The 18,538-nt window shown below is 38.0% G+C and carries 17 protein-coding genes; all 17 read left to right on the top strand.

Annotated elements, in window-relative coordinates:
* The gene (locus ACKVEV_RS00490) at nucleotides 1-960 is read left to right on the top strand and encodes an ABC transporter permease (protein ID WP_409368420.1); all 960 of its coding nucleotides are present in this window, start codon (nucleotides 1-3) and stop codon (nucleotides 958-960) included.
* Between the two features lie 233 nt (nucleotides 961-1,193).
* A complete protein-coding gene (gene yfmF / locus ACKVEV_RS00495) occupies nucleotides 1,194-2,465 on the top strand; it encodes an EF-P 5-aminopentanol modification-associated protein YfmF (protein WP_409368421.1) in 1,272 nt (423 codons plus the stop codon).
* Complete coding sequence (gene yfmH / locus ACKVEV_RS00500; protein ID WP_409368422.1) at nucleotides 2,462-3,760, top strand: EF-P 5-aminopentanol modification-associated protein YfmH; 1,299 nt, start codon at nucleotides 2,462-2,464, stop codon at nucleotides 3,758-3,760. The genes yfmF and yfmH overlap by 4 nt, the downstream gene beginning before the upstream one ends.
* Complete coding sequence (ymfI, locus tag ACKVEV_RS00505; protein ID WP_409368423.1) at nucleotides 3,760-4,488, top strand: elongation factor P 5-aminopentanone reductase; 729 nt, start codon at nucleotides 3,760-3,762, stop codon at nucleotides 4,486-4,488. The genes yfmH and ymfI overlap by 1 nt, the downstream gene beginning before the upstream one ends.
* Nucleotides 4,489-4,534: 46 nt before the next feature.
* Nucleotides 4,535-4,792 (top strand): DUF3243 domain-containing protein, encoded by a 258-nt coding sequence (locus ACKVEV_RS00510; RefSeq protein WP_402924665.1) that lies wholly within the window; start codon nucleotides 4,535-4,537, stop codon nucleotides 4,790-4,792.
* A 226-nt stretch (nucleotides 4,793-5,018) separates the two neighbouring features.
* Nucleotides 5,019-5,807: a DUF3388 domain-containing protein gene (locus ACKVEV_RS00515; protein ID WP_409368424.1), complete on the top strand. Its 789-nt coding sequence runs from the start codon at nucleotides 5,019-5,021 to the stop codon at nucleotides 5,805-5,807.
* Nucleotides 5,808-5,823: 16 nt separating this feature from the next.
* Entirely contained in the window at nucleotides 5,824-6,747 is a 924-nt protein-coding gene (locus ACKVEV_RS00520) for a helix-turn-helix domain-containing protein (RefSeq protein WP_409368425.1), read from the top strand.
* Between the two features lie 47 nt (nucleotides 6,748-6,794).
* Nucleotides 6,795-7,373 carry a CDP-diacylglycerol--glycerol-3-phosphate 3-phosphatidyltransferase gene (pgsA, locus tag ACKVEV_RS00525; RefSeq protein ID WP_409368426.1) on the top strand — a complete coding sequence of 193 codons (579 nt, stop codon included), beginning with the start codon at nucleotides 6,795-6,797 and terminating at the stop codon, nucleotides 7,371-7,373.
* Nucleotides 7,374-7,390: 17 nt separating this feature from the next.
* A complete protein-coding gene (locus ACKVEV_RS00530) occupies nucleotides 7,391-8,650 on the top strand; it encodes a competence/damage-inducible protein A (protein WP_409368427.1) in 1,260 nt (419 codons plus the stop codon).
* A gap of 252 nt (nucleotides 8,651-8,902) precedes the next feature.
* Nucleotides 8,903-9,967, top strand: coding sequence for a recombinase RecA (recA, locus tag ACKVEV_RS00535; protein WP_173477690.1), 1,065 nt, complete (start codon nucleotides 8,903-8,905; stop codon nucleotides 9,965-9,967).
* A gap of 684 nt (nucleotides 9,968-10,651) precedes the next feature.
* Nucleotides 10,652-12,211: a ribonuclease Y gene (rny, locus tag ACKVEV_RS00540; protein WP_402924653.1), complete on the top strand. Its 1,560-nt coding sequence runs from the start codon at nucleotides 10,652-10,654 to the stop codon at nucleotides 12,209-12,211.
* Nucleotides 12,212-12,519: 308 nt separating this feature from the next.
* Nucleotides 12,520-13,203: a YveK family protein gene (locus ACKVEV_RS00545; RefSeq protein ID WP_409368428.1), complete on the top strand. Its 684-nt coding sequence runs from the start codon at nucleotides 12,520-12,522 to the stop codon at nucleotides 13,201-13,203.
* A gap of 42 nt (nucleotides 13,204-13,245) precedes the next feature.
* Nucleotides 13,246-13,953, top strand: coding sequence for a CpsD/CapB family tyrosine-protein kinase (locus ACKVEV_RS00550; protein ID WP_409368430.1), 708 nt, complete (start codon nucleotides 13,246-13,248; stop codon nucleotides 13,951-13,953).
* A 28-nt stretch (nucleotides 13,954-13,981) separates the two neighbouring features.
* Complete coding sequence (locus ACKVEV_RS00555; RefSeq protein ID WP_409368431.1) at nucleotides 13,982-14,761, top strand: tyrosine-protein phosphatase; 780 nt, start codon at nucleotides 13,982-13,984, stop codon at nucleotides 14,759-14,761.
* Between the two features lie 79 nt (nucleotides 14,762-14,840).
* A complete protein-coding gene (locus ACKVEV_RS00560; protein WP_409368432.1) occupies nucleotides 14,841-15,959 on the top strand; it encodes a glycosyltransferase family 4 protein in 1,119 nt (372 codons plus the stop codon).
* 51 nt (nucleotides 15,960-16,010) lie between these two features.
* Nucleotides 16,011-17,192, top strand: a complete 1,182-nt coding sequence (locus tag ACKVEV_RS00565) for a glycosyltransferase (RefSeq protein ID WP_409368433.1) — start codon at nucleotides 16,011-16,013, stop codon at nucleotides 17,190-17,192.
* Complete coding sequence (locus ACKVEV_RS00570) at nucleotides 17,189-18,535, top strand: hypothetical protein (protein ID WP_409368434.1); 1,347 nt, start codon at nucleotides 17,189-17,191, stop codon at nucleotides 18,533-18,535. Before ACKVEV_RS00565 ends, ACKVEV_RS00570 begins: the two co-directional genes overlap by 4 nt.
* Nucleotides 18,536-18,538 lie beyond the last annotated feature (3 nt).

Raw genomic sequence — 18,538 nt, forward strand, 5'->3', positions numbered from 1 at the left:
ATGAGCTTTTTAGAAATGTTATATTTCATCATCCCTTCTGCGATTCTTTATGCGACACCATTAATTTTCACTGCCATCGGTGGGGTATTCTCTGAACGTTCAGGTGTAGTAAACATCGGGCTAGAAGGTTTAATGATTGTCGGCGCGTTTGTTGGTATTGTTGTCAATTTAGAGTTAGCACCACAATTAGGCTCTGCAACGGTATGGGTAGCTATGCTTGCAGCGGTAATTGTAGGAGGTATTTTCTCCTTACTACACGCAGTTGCATCGATCTCATTCCGTGCCGATCAAACGGTATCAGGGGTAGCGATTAACTTACTTGGTTTAGCAGTTTCAGTATTCCTTGTGAAATTGATATATGATAAAGGTCAAACAGATATGATTGACCAACCAATTCGTCGCTTTGCAATTCCTTATTTAGAGGATATTCCGTTCTTCGGACCATTATTATTCCATAACGTCTATAGTACTTCGATTTTAGCCTTTGCTGTAGCCATTGGTGCTTGGTTTATTATTTATAAAACACCATTTGGATTACGCTTACGTGCAGTTGGGGAACATCCAATGGCTGCCGATACAATGGGTGTAAAAGTAAATAAAATGCGTTATATCGCCGTTGTTATTTCAGGAGCACTTGGTGGTCTTGGTGGTGCGGTTTATGCGCAAACAATTACAGGTGATTTCTCACATGCAACAATTGCTGGTCAAGGGTTCATGGCACTTGCCGCAATGATCTTTGGTAAATGGCATCCAATCGGTGCACTAGGAGCAGCGTTATTCTTTGGTTTAGCGCAAACATTAAGTATTGCAGGGAACCAAATTCCGTATGTGCAAGATATCCCAGCTGTGTATTTGCAAATTTTACCTTATGTCTTAACGATCTTAGCGTTAGCAGGATTTATCGGTAAAGCAAATGCACCAAAAGCAAGTGGTCAACCATATATTAAAGGCAAACGATAAGTTTCAGGCAACATGTTTATTCGTTGAACTACTGGACCAAGTCGAAAGAAATGAAGCGAGTAAACAAAAGACTGGGCAATCAAGCCCGGTCTTTTGCCTTATACAGGTAACAATTGACAAGCTAATTTTCACTTTCCTTATACATACTTTGGATTCTTTTTGCAATTATAGACAATAGACATGTATAGTATTTGTAGTACATTGTTATATTAAGAAAGATAGGAGGGTTTCATATGTTTAAAACAATACCTTTTGCAAAAGGTGTCAATTTGCATATCCGACAAACGACCCAATTTAAAACAGTAAATTTCTCGATTAAATGGAGAACAGCATTAACAGCCAAATGTGCGTCTGAACGTACGGTGTTAACAAATGTATTGCAACACAGCAATGCAAAATATACAACAACTGCTGCATTTCGTAGTTTTTTAGATGACTTATACGGAACAGTGTTGTATTTCGATACATCGAAGCGCGGTAATGAGCATACGGTATTGATGAATGTTGAAACCGTAAACGATCAATATTTGGCTAATACAAGTGTCTTACAGGACGTGCTAGGTATTATGCATACGGCCATTTTTGAACCAAATCTAGAAAATGGTGTCTTTAAAGAATCGATTGTGGAACGTGAAAAGAAAATGGTCATCCAACGTATTGAATCTATTTTCGACGACAAATCTCGTTATGCACAAATGCGTCTTCAAGAAATTTTACGTCCAAACGAGCCGGCGTCTATTTCGGCAAACGGAACAGTGGAAGACATTGAAAATATTACACCGGCATCTTTATACGCTGCTTACGAATCGATGCTAACAAATGACAAAATTGATATTTATGTTGCGGGTGACATTAATGAAGATGAGCTTGTTGCAAAACTAAAACAGACATTGCCATTTAAGGATCGTATAGCAGAGGAAATTCCAGCTGTATTGCCGCAAAAACATCCGCAAAATGATTATGTTCGTGAACAACAAGACATGAAGCAAGGAAAACTGCATATTGGCTTTAGTACACCAGTGCGTTTTGGTGATGCAGATTTTGCGAAAATGCAAATCTTTAACGGTATTTTCGGTGGTTATCCACATGCCAAATTATTTATGAATGTTCGAGAAAAAGAAAGTTTGGCGTACTACGCTTCTAGTTCTTATGCATCCCATTACGGTTTGTTATTTGTCGTATCGGGTATTGAGGCGAAAAATGAAGAAAAGGCACTCAATCTGATAAAAGAACAATTGGCCGTTATGCAAGCAGGAGATATTACAGATTTAGAATTAGACCAAACGAAGGCGATGCTGACAAATCAATTAAAAGAATCGCTTGATTCTGCACGTGGTCAAATTGAAATTTTTGACCAATATAAAGACTTACCAGAGGAATTCTCGGTTGAAGCATGGGCAACGAAATGGCAAGCTGTTACGAAAGCAGATGTGGTCGAAATGGCGAAGCAAGTGCAGTTAGAAGCGGTCTATTTCTTAAGTGGAAAGGAGCAAGCCGCACAATGAAAACAATTGAATTCAAACAATTAGACGAAACACTTTACTATGAAAAATTAGAAAACGGCTTAGATGTCTATATTTTACCGAAAAAAGGCTTTTCCAAAACATTTGTGACTTTCACAACGAAGTATGGTTCGGTTGACCGTACATTTGTACCACTTGGTGAATCGGAGAGCATCACAGTACCAGATGGCATTGCGCACTTTTTAGAGCATAAAATGTTTGAAAAAGAAGATGGCGATGTGTTCCAAAAGTTTAGCGAATATGGTGCTTCAGCAAATGCATTTACTTCTTTCACTCGCACTGCCTATTTATTTTCTTCGACAGATAATATTTATAAAAGTACAGAAACCTTATTAAATTTCGTTCAAGAGCCATACTTTACAGAAGCGACAGTCAATAAGGAAAAAGGTATTATTGGTCAGGAAATTACAATGTATGATGACCAACCTGATTGGCGCCTATACTTTGGCACGATTGAAAATATGTATCATCATCACCCAGTGAAAATTGATATTGCGGGAACAATCGAATCAATTGATGGCATTACAGCAGACCACTTGTACACATGCTACAATACGTTTTATCATCCATCTAATATGTTGTTATTTGCTATCGGTGCAGTTGATCCACAAGAAATGATGGCGTTCATTCGCGAAAATCAAGGCAAAAAAGAGTTTCCAGAGCCAACACCGATAGAGCGTTTCTTTGATGAAGAACCAACAGATGTTGCGATTAAAGAGCGTACATTAAATATGGATGTGCAAAAACCAAAGGTCTATATTGGCTTAAAAGCAAAAGAAACGAATTTATCTGGTCGTGAAATGTTAAAGCATGAGCTATCAGTGCAAATTGCGTTAGAGCTTATTTTTGGACGTACATCTAGCTTTTATGAGCGCGTTTATGAAGAAGGCTTAATCGATGAATCGTATGCGTTTGACTTTACTTTAGAAAAAGGTTTTGGCTTTGCTTTGATTGGCTCTGATTCAGCTCACCCAGATGAATTGGAAAAAGCGATAAAAGCGGAGTTACAAAAATACGAAAAAAGTGCACAATTTGAAAGTGCGGATTTAGAACGCATTAAGCGTAAAAAAATTGGCTTCTTCTTACGAGCGTTGAATTCGATTGAATTTATTGCCAACCAATTCACTCGTTATTCATTTAATGACATGAATTTGTTTGATGTTGTGCCTGTTTTAGAGGAATTAACAATTGAAGATTTAACAACAGCGTTTACGTCCATTCAAGGTGAATCACAACAAACCGTATTTAAAGTTTTACCGACAGAGAAGGGCGTCTAGTGAAAAAGTTTGCCCTTATATTAGGTGCATCAGGTGAGATCGGTCGTGCTATTTGCCAAAGTTTGGCACAAGACGGCTGGTCTCTCTATGTGCATTATTCAAACAATGAGCAAATGGCTCAAACTTTATGCGATACGCTAGCACGCGATTTTCCTGCACAGGAATTTATGCGTGTCCAAGCAGATTTCACAACAATAACAGCCGCGCAACAATTGGCCACTGAAATATTTAGTGTGCAGGCAATTGTTTTTGCTAACGGTCAAGCACACTATTCATTGCTGGAAGATACTACGCTAGAGGATATGGATGCACTATGGCGTGTACATGTGCAAAACCCTATGCATCTAACTGCTTTGTTATCTGCCAAGTTACGCAGTCATGACGTAAGCTATGTACTATTTATCGGCTCCATTTGGGGTGAAGCTGGCTCGGCAGGAGAAGCGTTGTATGCAACGGTAAAAGGCGCACAGCATGCTTTTGTAAAATCCTACGCTAAAGAGGCTGCATTGTCTCGCATTCGCGTCAATGCGATTGCGCCAGGCTTTATTAATACGACGATGAATAGTCATTTAAGTGAGGAAGAGCTGCAATATATTTTAGACGATATTCCGTTAGGAGCTGTCGGGCAAACATCGGATGTAGCTGAAATGGTTCGTTTCTATCTATCAGGCAAAGCAGATTATGTCACAGGACAAATCATCCGATTAAATGGTGGCTGGTACATATAAAATTTCTTTTTTGCACATACTACATGTGTAAAGGAGGAGGAAACATATGACCATTTTAGAAAACTGGCAAAAATGGACATCTTTTTTAGGACAAAACGTTATGCAAGCTGAATCAAGCGGTATGCCAAAGAAAATGATTCAACAGGCTGCTGTCCAAATCGGCGAATATTTAGCGAATAATGTCGATCCTAAAAATGAACAAGAGCGAGTGCTGTCGGATTTATGGGGCGTTGCCTCTGATGATGAAAAACATGCATTGGCGAATTGTGTCGTAAAACTTGTGCAAAATAAACATGTACAATAAAAAAAGAGGAGAGCTACTCTCCTCTTTTTTCTATATTAAGAAGCGATAAGGGTCTAGAAAAGGGAACGTATGTAAGTCTATTTTCAATAGCTTTAAAAAAATTAGAAAGAATTTAAAAATAACGCGGTAATTCCATGTATTCTAACTTTCCATTACATAAAAAATCAGCTATGATGGAACTTATAAAAGATTTTTTACGTTAACTAATAGGAAGGGAACGAGTTGTTTGAGCGATTGGTACTTTGAATATGAAATTCAGGTGAATCGCCCTGGATTATTAGGAGATATTGCTTCACTTTTAGGGATGCTTCGTGTCAATATTATATCAATCAACGGTGTCGATGAAGATCGACGTGGTATGTTAGTGCATACAGACAACGATGAAGCAATTGAACGCTTCCGTACAATTGTTTCGACAATGGAACATATTCACGTCACGAAATTTCGACAACCAAAACTTCGCGATCGATTAGCTATCAGGCATGGTCATTATATTCCTCGTGATGCAGATGAAAAAAATACCTTCCGCTTCGTGCGAGATGAACTTGGTATTTTAGTCGACTTTATGGCAGAACTTTTTAAAAAGGAAGGTCATAAACTGATTGGAATACGTGGGATGCCTCGTGTTGGTAAAACGGAGTCGATTGTTGCGGCAAGTGTTTGTGCCAACAAAAAGTGGATTTTTTTATCATCTACCATGATTAAGCAAACTATTCGTAATAAGCTCGCAGGCGATGAATTCAGTGACAACAATATTTTTATATTGGACGGTATTGTAACACGTCGATCTTCAGATGAGCGACATTTACAACTAGTGCGTGAAATGATGAATATGCCTTCTATTAAAGTAGTAGAGCATCCTGATATGTTTGTTCAGCATTCAGAATATAAGATTGAGGATTTTGATTATATCATTGAACTACGTCATCACCCAGATGAAGAAATCACTTATGAAATAATGGAAAAAAATCATATGCTGTCCGAATCCGATTCATTTGGAGGATTTAATTTTTAATTTGATATTAAAGTAGGTGTTATTAGTGGCGGAATTAGGGACTCGACTGAAAGAGGCGAGACTGTCTAAAGGCTACAGCTTAGACGATTTACAAGAAATAACAAAAATTCAAAAACGTTATTTAGTAGGTATTGAAGAAGGCAATTATTCCATTATGCCAGGTTCGTTTTATGTACGAGCTTTTATTAAACAATATGCAGAGGCTGTTGGGTTAAATCCTGAGGAAATTTTAGAGACTTATAAAGGTGAATTACCAGGCACACCGAACGACCAAGTTAGCCAATCGTTGACTCAAACTTCAACTAGAAGAAAGGTTTCAAAAACCTCTTCGAATAAAATGATGGAGGCTATGCCGAAAGTCATTGTCGCTTTATTTATTATCGTTATTATCGTGGCAATTTGGATTCTATTTCAAAATAGAAGCAACTCAGGAACAGGTGACAGTAATGACGCACCACCAGTAATGGAGTACGATAAAAAACCAAAACCAATCGATAATGAAAAAGACAAAGAGGAAGAAGATAAAAAAGCGCAAGCGAATGCAAATAAAGAGCAGACAGACGATGTAACACCAGATGAAAGTAAAGATGAAAGTAAAACTGATGAAGTTAAGCAAACGATTTCAGCAGGTACAATCGAAGCAGATGGGGCTACAACATCTTATTCTTTAACAGGTACTGATACATTTAAAATTCGTATAGAAGTTTCAGGTCCAACATTTATTGGTATTCGAGACCAACAGCAACAAGAATTACTGGCAGAAACGCGTGTTTATAACGCTGGTGAAGTGGTAGAGTTTGATGCAACAGCGCAAAACTATGCACGTATCCGCTTAGGTAATTCTACACAAGCTAAGGTATATATTAATGACGAACTTTTAACGTACGCGCAGCAAATCGTAACGCAAAATATTGTCGTCAATTTCAATAAAGAACAGTAGTCATCCTATGATGACTACTTTCTTTCATCATGAAAGGTGTTAGAAAAATGAACATTCCAAATAAAATTACCATTTCACGTATCTTACTTATTCCGTTCTTTGTCATTGTGATGATGTTTGATTTCGGCTGGGGAACAATGACATTATTTAGTGCTGAAATGCCAGTGCATCATTTTGTAGGAGCTCTTATATTTATTATTGCCTCAACAACGGATTGGGTAGATGGTTACTATGCGAGAAAGTATAACCTTGTAACGACGTTTGGTAAATTTTTAGATCCTTTAGCGGACAAATTACTTGTCTCTGCAGCATTTATTTTAATGGTAGAGCTTGGTATGGCACCTGCATGGGTAATTATTGTCATTATTAGCCGTGAATTTGCGGTTACGGGTTTACGTTTAATTCTTGCAGGCGGTGGAGAAGTCGTAGCGGCGAATCAGCTTGGCAAGATTAAAACATGGGCACAAATTGTTGCGATTGCGGCAGCCCTTCTACACAATACAATTTTTGTGATTTTCGGTATCCCATTCGATACAATTATGCTTTATATTGCATTATTCTTTACATTATGGTCTGGATGGGATTATTTCTATCTAAATCGTCGCGTATTGCTTGAATCTAAATAAGAAAGGTCTTGTGGATCATGAATGCTGAAATCCTTGCAGTCGGCTCAGAGTTATTACTTGGACAGATATCCAATACAAATGCAAAGTTTATTTCCAATCAGCTTTCTGAGTTAGGAATTAACGTGTTTTATCATACTGTTGTTGGCGATAATGCAAAACGCTTAGAACAGGCCATTAGCATAGCGGAATCTCGCGCAGATCTTATCATTTTTTCAGGTGGTTTAGGACCTACAAAAGATGATTTGACGAAAGAGACAATTGCGCGTCATCTTGGTCTGGATCTTGTCATCGATCAAGTTGCATTAAGTTACATTGAGCAATTTTTTGCAAAAAGAGGCATCGCCATGACGGATAATAACCGTAAACAGGCGCTTGTATTAGCAGGTAGCGAGGTGCTCGCAAATCATCATGGTATGGCGCCAGGGATGATTTTGACTAAGGATCAGCATACCTACATATTACTCCCAGGCCCACCAAAAGAATTGGAGCCGATGTTCCAATTTGAAGCAAAGCCAAAGCTTGGCACAATGCTAAATGATGGCGGCGTCATCGTGTCCCACGTCATGCGCTTTTATGGCATTGGAGAAGCGGAGTTAGAAGTGCGTGTGCAAGATATTTTAGATAAACAAACAAATCCAACAGTTGCACCGTTAGCGGCTGATGGAGAAGTAACTTTACGTGTTACGGCAAAGGCTCAATCTGAGCAGGAAGCCCAACAGCTTATTGATGCAAAAGTGGCGGAAATTCGCGCCATTGTTGGAGATTTCCAATATGGTATAAATGACGATTCGCTTGCTTCAAAAACGGTAGAAATGTTGCAAGACAATAATTTAACGATTTCTGCGGCAGAAAGTTTAACAGCAGGCTTATTTCAATCGGAGCTTGCAGAGATACCAGGCGTAGGCAGCGCCCTTATAGGAGGCGTCGTAACCTATACGGAAGATGCCAAAGTAAAACAGCTTGGTATCCCGCAGCAATTATTAGATAAACATGGAATTGTCAGCAGTGAATGTGCTGCTGCAATGGCAAGCGCGGTGCGTGAAAAATTCGGTACATCGATTGGTATTGGCTTAACGGGAGCGGCTGGTCCTACAGCGCATGACCATCAGCCTGTTGGTACAGTATGGATTGGCATGGCGATAGGTGACGAAGAGCCAATAACGTATTTATTGCATTTATCTGGTATGCGCAATACCAATCGTTTACGTGCGGTTAAATTTACGTTGCATTATTTAATGCAGCAATTAGCAGAACGAGGATATAAGAAACGCTTTTAATTTATTTGCTACGTAAGTGCAGAAAGTTCCATCTGCATAAGTGCAATGCGCATGTTAGTAGATTGTGAAGGCTTACCCTCGTGGCATTATAGTTGATAGTTAAAAATGAGAATTTGGGTAGGAAAAACTTATCCAAATTTTTATTTTGCAGTAAAACAGAATAAATGTTCGCTTTTTTCTTGCGTCTTCTCAAAAAAACAAGTATAGTAGAGATAGACAAAAACAGTGAACAGTTTCGAAGGAGGAAAAATAATGAGTGATCGTAAAGCAGCCTTAGAACAGGCGTTAAAACAAATTGAAAAGAATTTCGGTAAAGGCTCTATTATGAAGCTAGGCGAAAAAACAGATTTAGAAATTGCTACGTCTTCTAGTGGTTCGTTAGCGCTTGATGCAGCATTAGGTGTTGGTGGCTATCCACGTGGACGTATTATTGAAGTATACGGTCCAGAGTCATCAGGTAAAACAACAGTAGCATTACATGCCATTGCGGAAGTACAAGCAAAAGGTGGACAAGCTGCATTTATCGATGCTGAGCATGCATTAGACCCGATTTATGCTCAAAAATTAGGCGTAAATATTGATGAACTGTTATTATCACAACCAGACACGGGTGAGCAGGCGCTTGAAATTGCAGAAGCATTAGTGCGCAGTGGTGCAATTGATATTATCGTTATTGACTCTGTTGCAGCACTCGTACCAAAAGCTGAAATCGAAGGCGATATGGGTGACTCTCACGTTGGTTTACAAGCTCGTTTAATGTCACAAGCATTACGTAAGCTTTCAGGTGCTATAAATAAATCCAAAACAATCGCTATTTTCATTAACCAAATCCGTGAAAAAATTGGTGTTATGTTCGGTAACCCAGAAACAACGCCTGGTGGTCGTGCGTTAAAATTCTATAGTTCAGTACGTTTAGAAGTACGTCGTGCAGAAGCGATCAAACAAGGTAATGACATTATGGGTAACCGTACGAAAATTAAAATTGTGAAAAATAAAGTAGCACCACCATTCCGTACAGCTGAAGTTGATATTATGTATGGTGAAGGGATTTCAAAAGAGGGCGAAACGGTCGATTTAGGTGTAGAATTAGATATCGTTCAAAAAAGCGGATCTTGGTATGCTTACGGCGATGAGCGTCTTGGCCAAGGACGTGAAAACGCAAAACAATATTTAAAAGAAAATCCTGCTGTTTTAGAGGAAATTGCCAATAAAATTCGTTCTTCTTACGGCATTGCCGCACAATCGTATACAATTGCTGCACATGATGACGAGGAAATGGATGAAGAGTTAATGCTTCTTCTTGAAGATGAAAAATAATCTTCCAACGTTTTTACGCTAAAGAGGTGAAAACGATAAAGACTGGAGACTACCTTGAAGTTTTTCAAGTGGGTCTCCAGTCTTTTTACTTTAGTGCGAAACTTACCGTAAATGAATTCAGAACTAATCTAAAATATATTATGAAGGAAAAACTAGTTGTTGGTAGCAAAGGCGCCTAACTCCTGCACAGAACGCAGAGGAAGCTGCAGCACACATCAACGGCGCAGCAAAAAAATTGTTAGCTTGATGGCAATGGAGCTAACAATTTTTTACTCTTCGTTAGTAGTTACATGGTTTGATAGTCTGCTAAAGTATAGCTAATAGGATGTGTTGAAAATAGAGCGTCTGTCATCTGTCAAAGAAAGTACAAATAATATTGTTAAGATGACGGTAATTGTGGTAATAATTGTATTGTACCCTTTGTACTGAATATACAGAATTTTAAAGTGAGAAGGTCTTTTATCTAGCTCAAAAGTAATAGTTAATAAATACATCATATGGATATGACTTACTTTTTTTCTTGTCGATAGGCGAACAGATGCCCGTCTATCCTTGACAGAGCCTGAGGCTAGCTATACAATTAAATATGTATAATTTCTGAATTATGACTTTAAAATAGGCAGTACATTTTTTGTATGCGCCGACTGAAACTGTATTACCCAAATAGCAAGAGGAGGTGTTCATATGGATGGAATTACTATCATCTCCGCTTTGCTTGGACTCATCGTTGGTGCCGCTGTTAGCTATATCTACATGAAAAAAGTGAATGACTCAAAAATCACTGGTGCTAAACATGTCGCTGAAACAATCGTTGAAGAAGGAAAACGAGAAGCGGAGGCATTAAAGAAAGAAGCACTACTTGAAGCCAAAGATGAAACTCACAAATTTCGAACTGAAGCAGAAAATGACATTCGTGACCGTCGTTTAGAACTTCAAAAACAAGAGAACCGTTTATTGCAAAGAGAAGAAAATCTTGATCGCAAGGATGATGCTCTAAATAAGAGAGAAGCCGGCTTGGAGCGTAAGGAACAGGCTCTAGCTGAAAGACAACAGCATATTGAACAGATGGAGAGCAAAGTGGACGAGCTCGTTGTAACGCAAAAAACAGAACTAGAGCGCATTTCTGCTTTAACAAGAGATGAAGCCAAAGCTATTATCTTAAGTGAAGTAGAGAAAGAGCTAGCAACTGATATTGCTGTCATGACGAAGGAATCTGAAATGCGTGTGAAAGAAGAATCTGATAAAAAAGCACGTGAAATTTTATCACTGGCGTTACAGCGCTTTGCTGCAGACCATGTAGCAGAAACGACAGTCTCCGTTGTAAACTTGCCAAATGATGAAATGAAAGGTCGTATTATTGGTAGGGAAGGTCGAAATATCCGTACGCTTGAAACGTTAACAGGTATCGATTTGATCATTGATGATACACCAGAAGCGGTAATTTTATCTGGATTTGATCCAATTCGTCGGGAAACGGCTCGACTTGCACTTGAAAAGCTGGTACAGGATGGGCGTATTCACCCTGCTCGCATCGAAGAAATGGTTGAAAAATCTCGCCGTGAGGTTGATGAACAAATTCGTGAAACAGGGGAACAAACGACATTTGAAATCGGTATCCACAATCTACATCCAGATTTAATGAAAATTTTAGGTCGCATGAAGTATCGTACAAGCTACGGTCAAAACGTTCTAAAACATTCAGTGGAGGTTGCGCATTTAGCAGGCTTACTAGCTGCTGAGCTTGGTGAAGATGTAGCATTAGCTCGTCGTGCAGGTTTATTGCATGATATAGGGAAAGCAATCGACCACGAAGTAGAAGGAAGCCATGTTGAAATTGGCGTGGAATTAGCTACGAAATATAAAGAACATCCTGTTGTAATTAACAGTATTGCTTCTCACCACGGTGATACTGAAGCAACATCTGTTATTGCGGTATTAGTAGCTGCGGCAGACGCTTTATCAGCAGCTCGCCCAGGTGCTCGAAGTGAGACTCTGGAAAACTATATTCGCAGACTTGAAAAATTAGAAGAGATTTCTGAAAGCTATGATGGCGTAGAAAAATCATATGCGATCCAAGCAGGTCGTGAAATCCGTATTATCGTTCAACCGGAAAAAATTGATGACCTAGCATCACATCGACTTGCACGTGATATTCGTAAGCGTATTGAAGAAGAACTAGATTATCCAGGGCATATTAAAGTAACCGTTATCCGTGAAACACGTGCAGTGGAGTATGCTAAATAATACATGAGAAGGCTCCTCTTGACTTTAGTCAAGGGGGCCTCTTTCTATTTAAAGAATAAAGAGCATCTAAAATGATTGCATGTTCCCGAGCAAAAAACGTTTGAAGCATCGTAGAAAAAGCGTTCGATTGATGGCAACCAATCGAACGCTTTTTCTTAGACAACTATGTAACGAGCCCTCTTGTTCCAACATGAATAAAAGGGTACTAGCGATAATATAATAGGCCATAAAACTTTTTGAAAAAATTCCTAGTGACAACTAAAGAATATAGTATAGCAAGCATATGTTATATCGAGGGGGAAAGGGTGTTGCAAGAAACAATCACATTACAAGAAGTATTGAAAATAGTACGAAAGCAATTGCTTTATATTATGAGTTTTGCACTCTTCCTAGCATTAATCACGGCGTTTCTTAGTTACTTTATTATTCAGCCAACCTATGAGGCGGAAACACAACTTTTAATCAATCAAAAAAGTAACGATCAATCTCCGATAGCTATCCAGCAAGTGGAAACAGATCTGCGGTTGATTAATACGTATAATGTCATCATTCAAAGTCCTGCTATTTTATCGAAGGTTATTAGTCAACTGAATTTAAATAGTACGCCTGAAAAATTAAAGGAACAAATAACTGTATCGAACGCTAGTAATTCTCAAGTTGTCAATATTGCGGTGCGCGATAAACAGCCTGACATGGCAGTCGATATTGCAAATACAGTAGCTGATGTCTTTCAAGAAGAGATTCAAGTGTTAATGACAATAGACAATATTAATATTTTGTCAGTAGCAAAATTAGATGATAAGCCTGAGCCCGTTGCTCCCAACAAAAGTTTATACATTGTGGCAGCAACAATAATTGGATTAATAGTAAGTGCCGGCTTTGCTTTATTGCTAGCATGCTTCGATACAACGGTTAAAACAGAGCAAGATATAGAAGAAAAGATAGGATTACCGATTATTGGCATCGTCAGCAAAATGAACGATGCAACCTAAAGCAGAACTAGGATGGTTCCGTAACGTCAGGAGGGGGCAACGATGTCTCAAGAAAAAAGAGCGAATAAAAAAAACCGAAGAAAAATGGGGAGAAAGCTTGTAACAGTTGGTAACAGGAATTCCTTTGTTTCTGAGCAATTTCGTACGATCCGAACAAATATTACTTTTGCGATGCCTGATCAAGAAATAAAATCCATTTTAGTGACCTCAGCTACGCCAGGAGAAGGTAAATCGACGAATGTAGCTAATTTAGGCGTTGTATTCGCACAAGAGGGGAAAAAAGTATGTATTGTCGATGCCGATTTACGTAAACCAACCATGCATTATACGTTTCGCTTACAAAATATAAGAGGGCTCTCAAATTTATTGACAACACAATATGACCTATCAGAAGTATTAAATAGTACAGATATTTCGAATCTTTTTGTTGTGACGAGTGGACCGATTCCACCTAATCCGGCTGAATTACTATCATCCAAAGCAATGGATAGTGTAATTAGACAACTAATCAATGATTTTGACATGATTATTTTTGATGCGCCACCACTGTTATCTGTAACGGATGCGCAAATTTTATCCAATAAATGTGATGGGACGCTGTTAATTGTTAATAGTGGCGCCGTGGAAAATGCGAGTGTGCTAAAAGCTAAAATGAGTTTAGAGGCATCAAAAGCCAATATTTTAGGTGTCGTTTTAAACAATTATAAAATACCGCTCGGTGAATATTATGATCAATATTACCATCAGTAAATGTGCGTTGATAAGGAAGTGAATCGTAATGATAGATATGCACAGTCATATTTTAGAGAATGTTGATGATGGTCCTGAAACAACGGAGGAGACATTCCAATTATTTGAACAAGCTATAGCAGAAGGCATTACAACGATTATTTCTACGTCGCATGCACTGCACCCTCGCTATCATGTCCCTTGTCATGTAGTAAATGAACAAATTGCTCAATTCCAACAGGAAATTGACAGACGGAATATGCCGTTAACACTTTATCCAGGGCATGAGGTGAGATTGGCAGGTAATATAGTTGAACTTTATGAAAACGGCCAGCTACAGACATTAGCACAATCGAATTATATGTTACTAGAACTTCCTTCAGGTACTATCCCAACTTATACTAGCTCTATCATTTACAACTTATTAACGGCAGGTGTAACACCAATAATTGCACATCCAGAACTCAATGCTACGTTTGCGAAAAATCCGGCTACATTAGAGCAACTTATACGGGAGGGGGCACTTGCCCAAATTACAGCAGGGAGTTTAGCCGGAAAGTTTGGCAAGTCTATTCAACAACTTTCCTTGCAATTAGTTCGGTCGAACCTTGTTCATACATATGGGTCGGATGTGCATAACGTAAAATCACGTCCATTTTTATTTGAGAAAGGTCTTCGATTTTTGGAGAAGGAAAAACTATGGGATGCCGTAGATGTTTTTTTAGAAAACAATGCACGAATTATTAATAATCAACCTTTGATCGTTTATGAACCAGAAGATCATTTCACGAAAAGAAGTTGGAAGTTATTTAGGGCTATGAAAAAATGATGAAGCAAGATAGCAACGGTAGCGCCATAAAAATGCTTGTATGCTAGTAGGGATTAAACATTTAGGGGGACAATGTGGGATGAGAGTAGTTTTTATGCGAAGCAATCCAATTTCTCCAGATCCAAGAGTTGAAAAAGAAGTGGACAGCCTTATGAAAAATAACTGGTATGTTCAAATTTTAGCTTGGGACAGAGATAGTAAATATAAAGCAAGAGTGCAGTTTTTGAAGCGAGCTCATGCCATTAAAATCACAAGATTTGGCATCCCTGCTACTTTCGGCGGCGGTTTTAAAAAGAATTTTTTCCCGCTTATCCGCTTTCAACTAAAGCTATTCCAATGGCTACTTCAACATAAACATACGTATGATATTATACACGCTTGTGATTTTGATACAGCGTTTATTGGCACGATCTGTGGGAAAATACTTCGAAAAAAAGTCATTTATGATATGTTTGATTCCGTGACTGCCCCCTTTCATGGACCAGCCATTATTGGCAAACTAGTTGAAAAAATTGATATAGCGCTTTTAAATAGTGTGGATGCAGTTATCATTTGTACAGAAAAGCGCAGAAGTCAAATAGCTAAAGCCTCTCCTAAAAAAATAGAAGTGATTTACAATACCCCGCTACATGTGCATCTAAATGATAATGAAAATTTAAATCAGGAAAAAGTAAAGATCGCCTATGTCGGTATTCTGGCAAATAAAAGGCTCATTAAGGAACTGGTGGATATCGTAAAAAATAATCCGCGTTATGAATTACATATTGGTGGGTTTGGTAACCTTGCCGACGAATTGGCACAGACAGCACAGCAATATGACAACATCGTCTTTTATGGGAAAATTCCATATGAAAAAACGCTTGCACTAGAAAAAAGTTGTGATATTATGACGGCCATTTACGATCCTGAAGTTTCCAATCATTATTACGCAGCACCAAACAAATTTTATGAGGCGCTCATGCTTGGCAAGCCTTTAATAATGGTGAAAAACACTGGCATGTCTGAAGTAGTGGCAGAAAATAATATAGGTGAGTTAATTGATTTTAATCAAGAGAGTCTACAACAAGCGATTGAAAAGCTTATAGAGCGCAAAAAAGAATGGCCTGAAATCGCACGTAAAATGAAGTTATTATATGAGGAACAGTATAGCTGGGGGGAAATGGAGAAGCGCATTATTACCCTATACAGCAATTTATAGTAAAGACAGCAATTAGCGTAATATTGGATTGCTAGGGGGATTTTACACGCTATGAAAATATTATTTGTTGCGCAAAATTTTCACATGGGTGGTATTCAAAAAGCTTTGATCAATACGCTGAAAGAAATGAGCGTTCATAAGCAGTATGAAATCGATGTGTTTACATTCGGTACAGGTGAACTGATAAAAGACATTCCCTCAAATGTACATGTACATAGTGGGGGCTTATTATTACAACTTATTGCCACACCATTTTATCTAGTGAAACAGCGCAAAAACGTGTGGCATATCATCCTTAGAATATTGTGTATGGTCATCGTTCGATTGATAGGCTCAAACAATTTCTATGCACTACTTTTTAAGAGGCATCGTCATCATACACAATATCATATTGCCATTTCTTATTTTAATGATGCACCGAATAGTTATTTCAATCAAGGAACCAATTTATTTGTAGATCAGTATGTACAAGCAGATAAAAAGTTTGCATGGATACATACCGATCCATTAAGAGCAAACTTCAATTATAAAATATGTGTCAAAACCTATCAAAATTTCGATCGATTAATTTGTGTTTCTGAAGCCTGTAAGCAAAAATTGCTGCTATTTCTCCCTCAATATCAACATAAAATACAAGTAGTCTACAATTTCTTTCCTCTAGCAGAAATAAAGGATTTGGCAACAAAGTTTACGCCATTTAATAAAGGAAAGATGGATTTCGTATCCGTTGGCAGAATGGATAATGCTACAAAAAGGTTCGACCTCATTCCACACATCTGTAAATTGTTAAAGGAGTCGACTAGCCAGCCATTCCATTGGCGCATTATCGGGGATGGACCCGACCTACTTTATAATAAAAGATTAGCGCTAGAATTAGGTGTTACAGATGTCGTTGAATTTGTTGGCGAATGTCATAATCCATATCCATTTATTCAACAAAGTGATGCCCTTATTTTAACTTCAGCATATGAAGGTTATCCGATGGTAGTAGCAGAGGCTTTAATATTAGCAACGCCTGTTATTACGACCAATTTTGCAGCTGCAGGTGAACAACTACGAGACGGTTTCAACGGATTGATAGTAAATGGAGATATAGAAGATATTTCTGCAGCCATTGCCAGTATAATCACTGATGAAGGAAGTCTCCAGAAGATGAAACAATATATTTTAGAAAACCGTTATACGAATCAAAAAGCACAGGAGCAATTAGTATTGGAGTTTGATCGCGAATGACAGTGAAAAATAGTCATACCAGTCTTTTAGTTTGTATTGTTTCTAGTTTATTTGTCGTATTAAAAATGTATACAGGTAGTAATTTATTTCTTGTCGTTTTTATGCTCTTTATAATGACCGCGATGGTGTTTGATAAACAACCACATCGAGTGGATTATTTGCTGTTTTTTATTTCATGGGTGTATGTCATCAAGTTCGATTTAACAAGCTATTCGCTTTTTGTCGTGCTTAGTTTTGTATATATTGTGTTAAGCATCATCACACTTTTTATGCTAAATAAACGTATTTCAACACGGTTAGTCATCACTTATGCGTTATTTGGGTGTTTTGCCGTTGGGGCAACGCTGCTTAATCGTGGCAATTTAATCGAAGTGTTAGGTTTTGTATTAAATTATAGTGTAATCTTTTTTGCTGTGCTGTTTATCGATTCAAACGCCTATTTTAAAAGATATACGTATGTCTATGCGACCGGTTTATTAGCTGCTGCCATTGTTCGTTGGATAAGCTTTTCTGTGCAAGAGATTGACAGCTTTATTCAGTCCATGACAATTGTCAATACAGTAAAGACAACAAGTACTTTAAATACAAGGTTTACAGGTTTAGATTTAGATCCGAATTATTTTAGTTTGCAAATACTTATCGCCATTACTTGCTTATTCGTCCTTTTTTATTACGATAGCAAAAAGGACGTTAAACCGCTTGTGTTCATCATGATATTAGCAGTTTTTGGCGTCTTTACGTATTCCAAAATGTTTATCATCACCTGTAGCGCATTCATTTTATTAACGTTTATCATTTTTGTCAAAAACAATGTAAAAACAGCATTGAAGTTTGCTTCGTTTATTAGCGCGATTTGTTGTGTTGTTCTATTTTTCTTTTATGAAAAGTTAATCGAAATATATAAGATACGTTTTTTTGGAGCAGGGACGTCCACCGATGCTATTACGACCGGACGATTAAGTCGTTGGCATATGTTTGCTACGGAAATTTTACAAAGCACCAAAATATTCGTTATGGGGGCTGGTTTTGGAACGAGTTTCTCCAAGGAAAAAATGGCCCATACAATATACTTATCCACGCCTTATTATTTAGGACTCATAGGAACAGTACTTGCACTGCTATACATCTTCAGCCTCCAAAAAGTTCTTCGTCAAAATATTGGTGCCAGTAAAGAAAGTACCTTTCAACTATTTGCAATCAACGCAATTCCTCTCTATATTATGTTAATTGCCAACATTGTCTTAGATTCAATTGTAATGGATTATTTCCCTTTTCATATTATGTTCATTATGTTTGCGTTAACGCTTCAGACAAATCAGGAGAGAAGGATGGCAGGGAGGTGAGCC

The organism is Lysinibacillus sp. 38-6 (genome assembly GCF_046245175.1).
Lineage (GTDB): Bacteria > Bacillota > Bacilli > Bacillales_A > Planococcaceae > Lysinibacillus.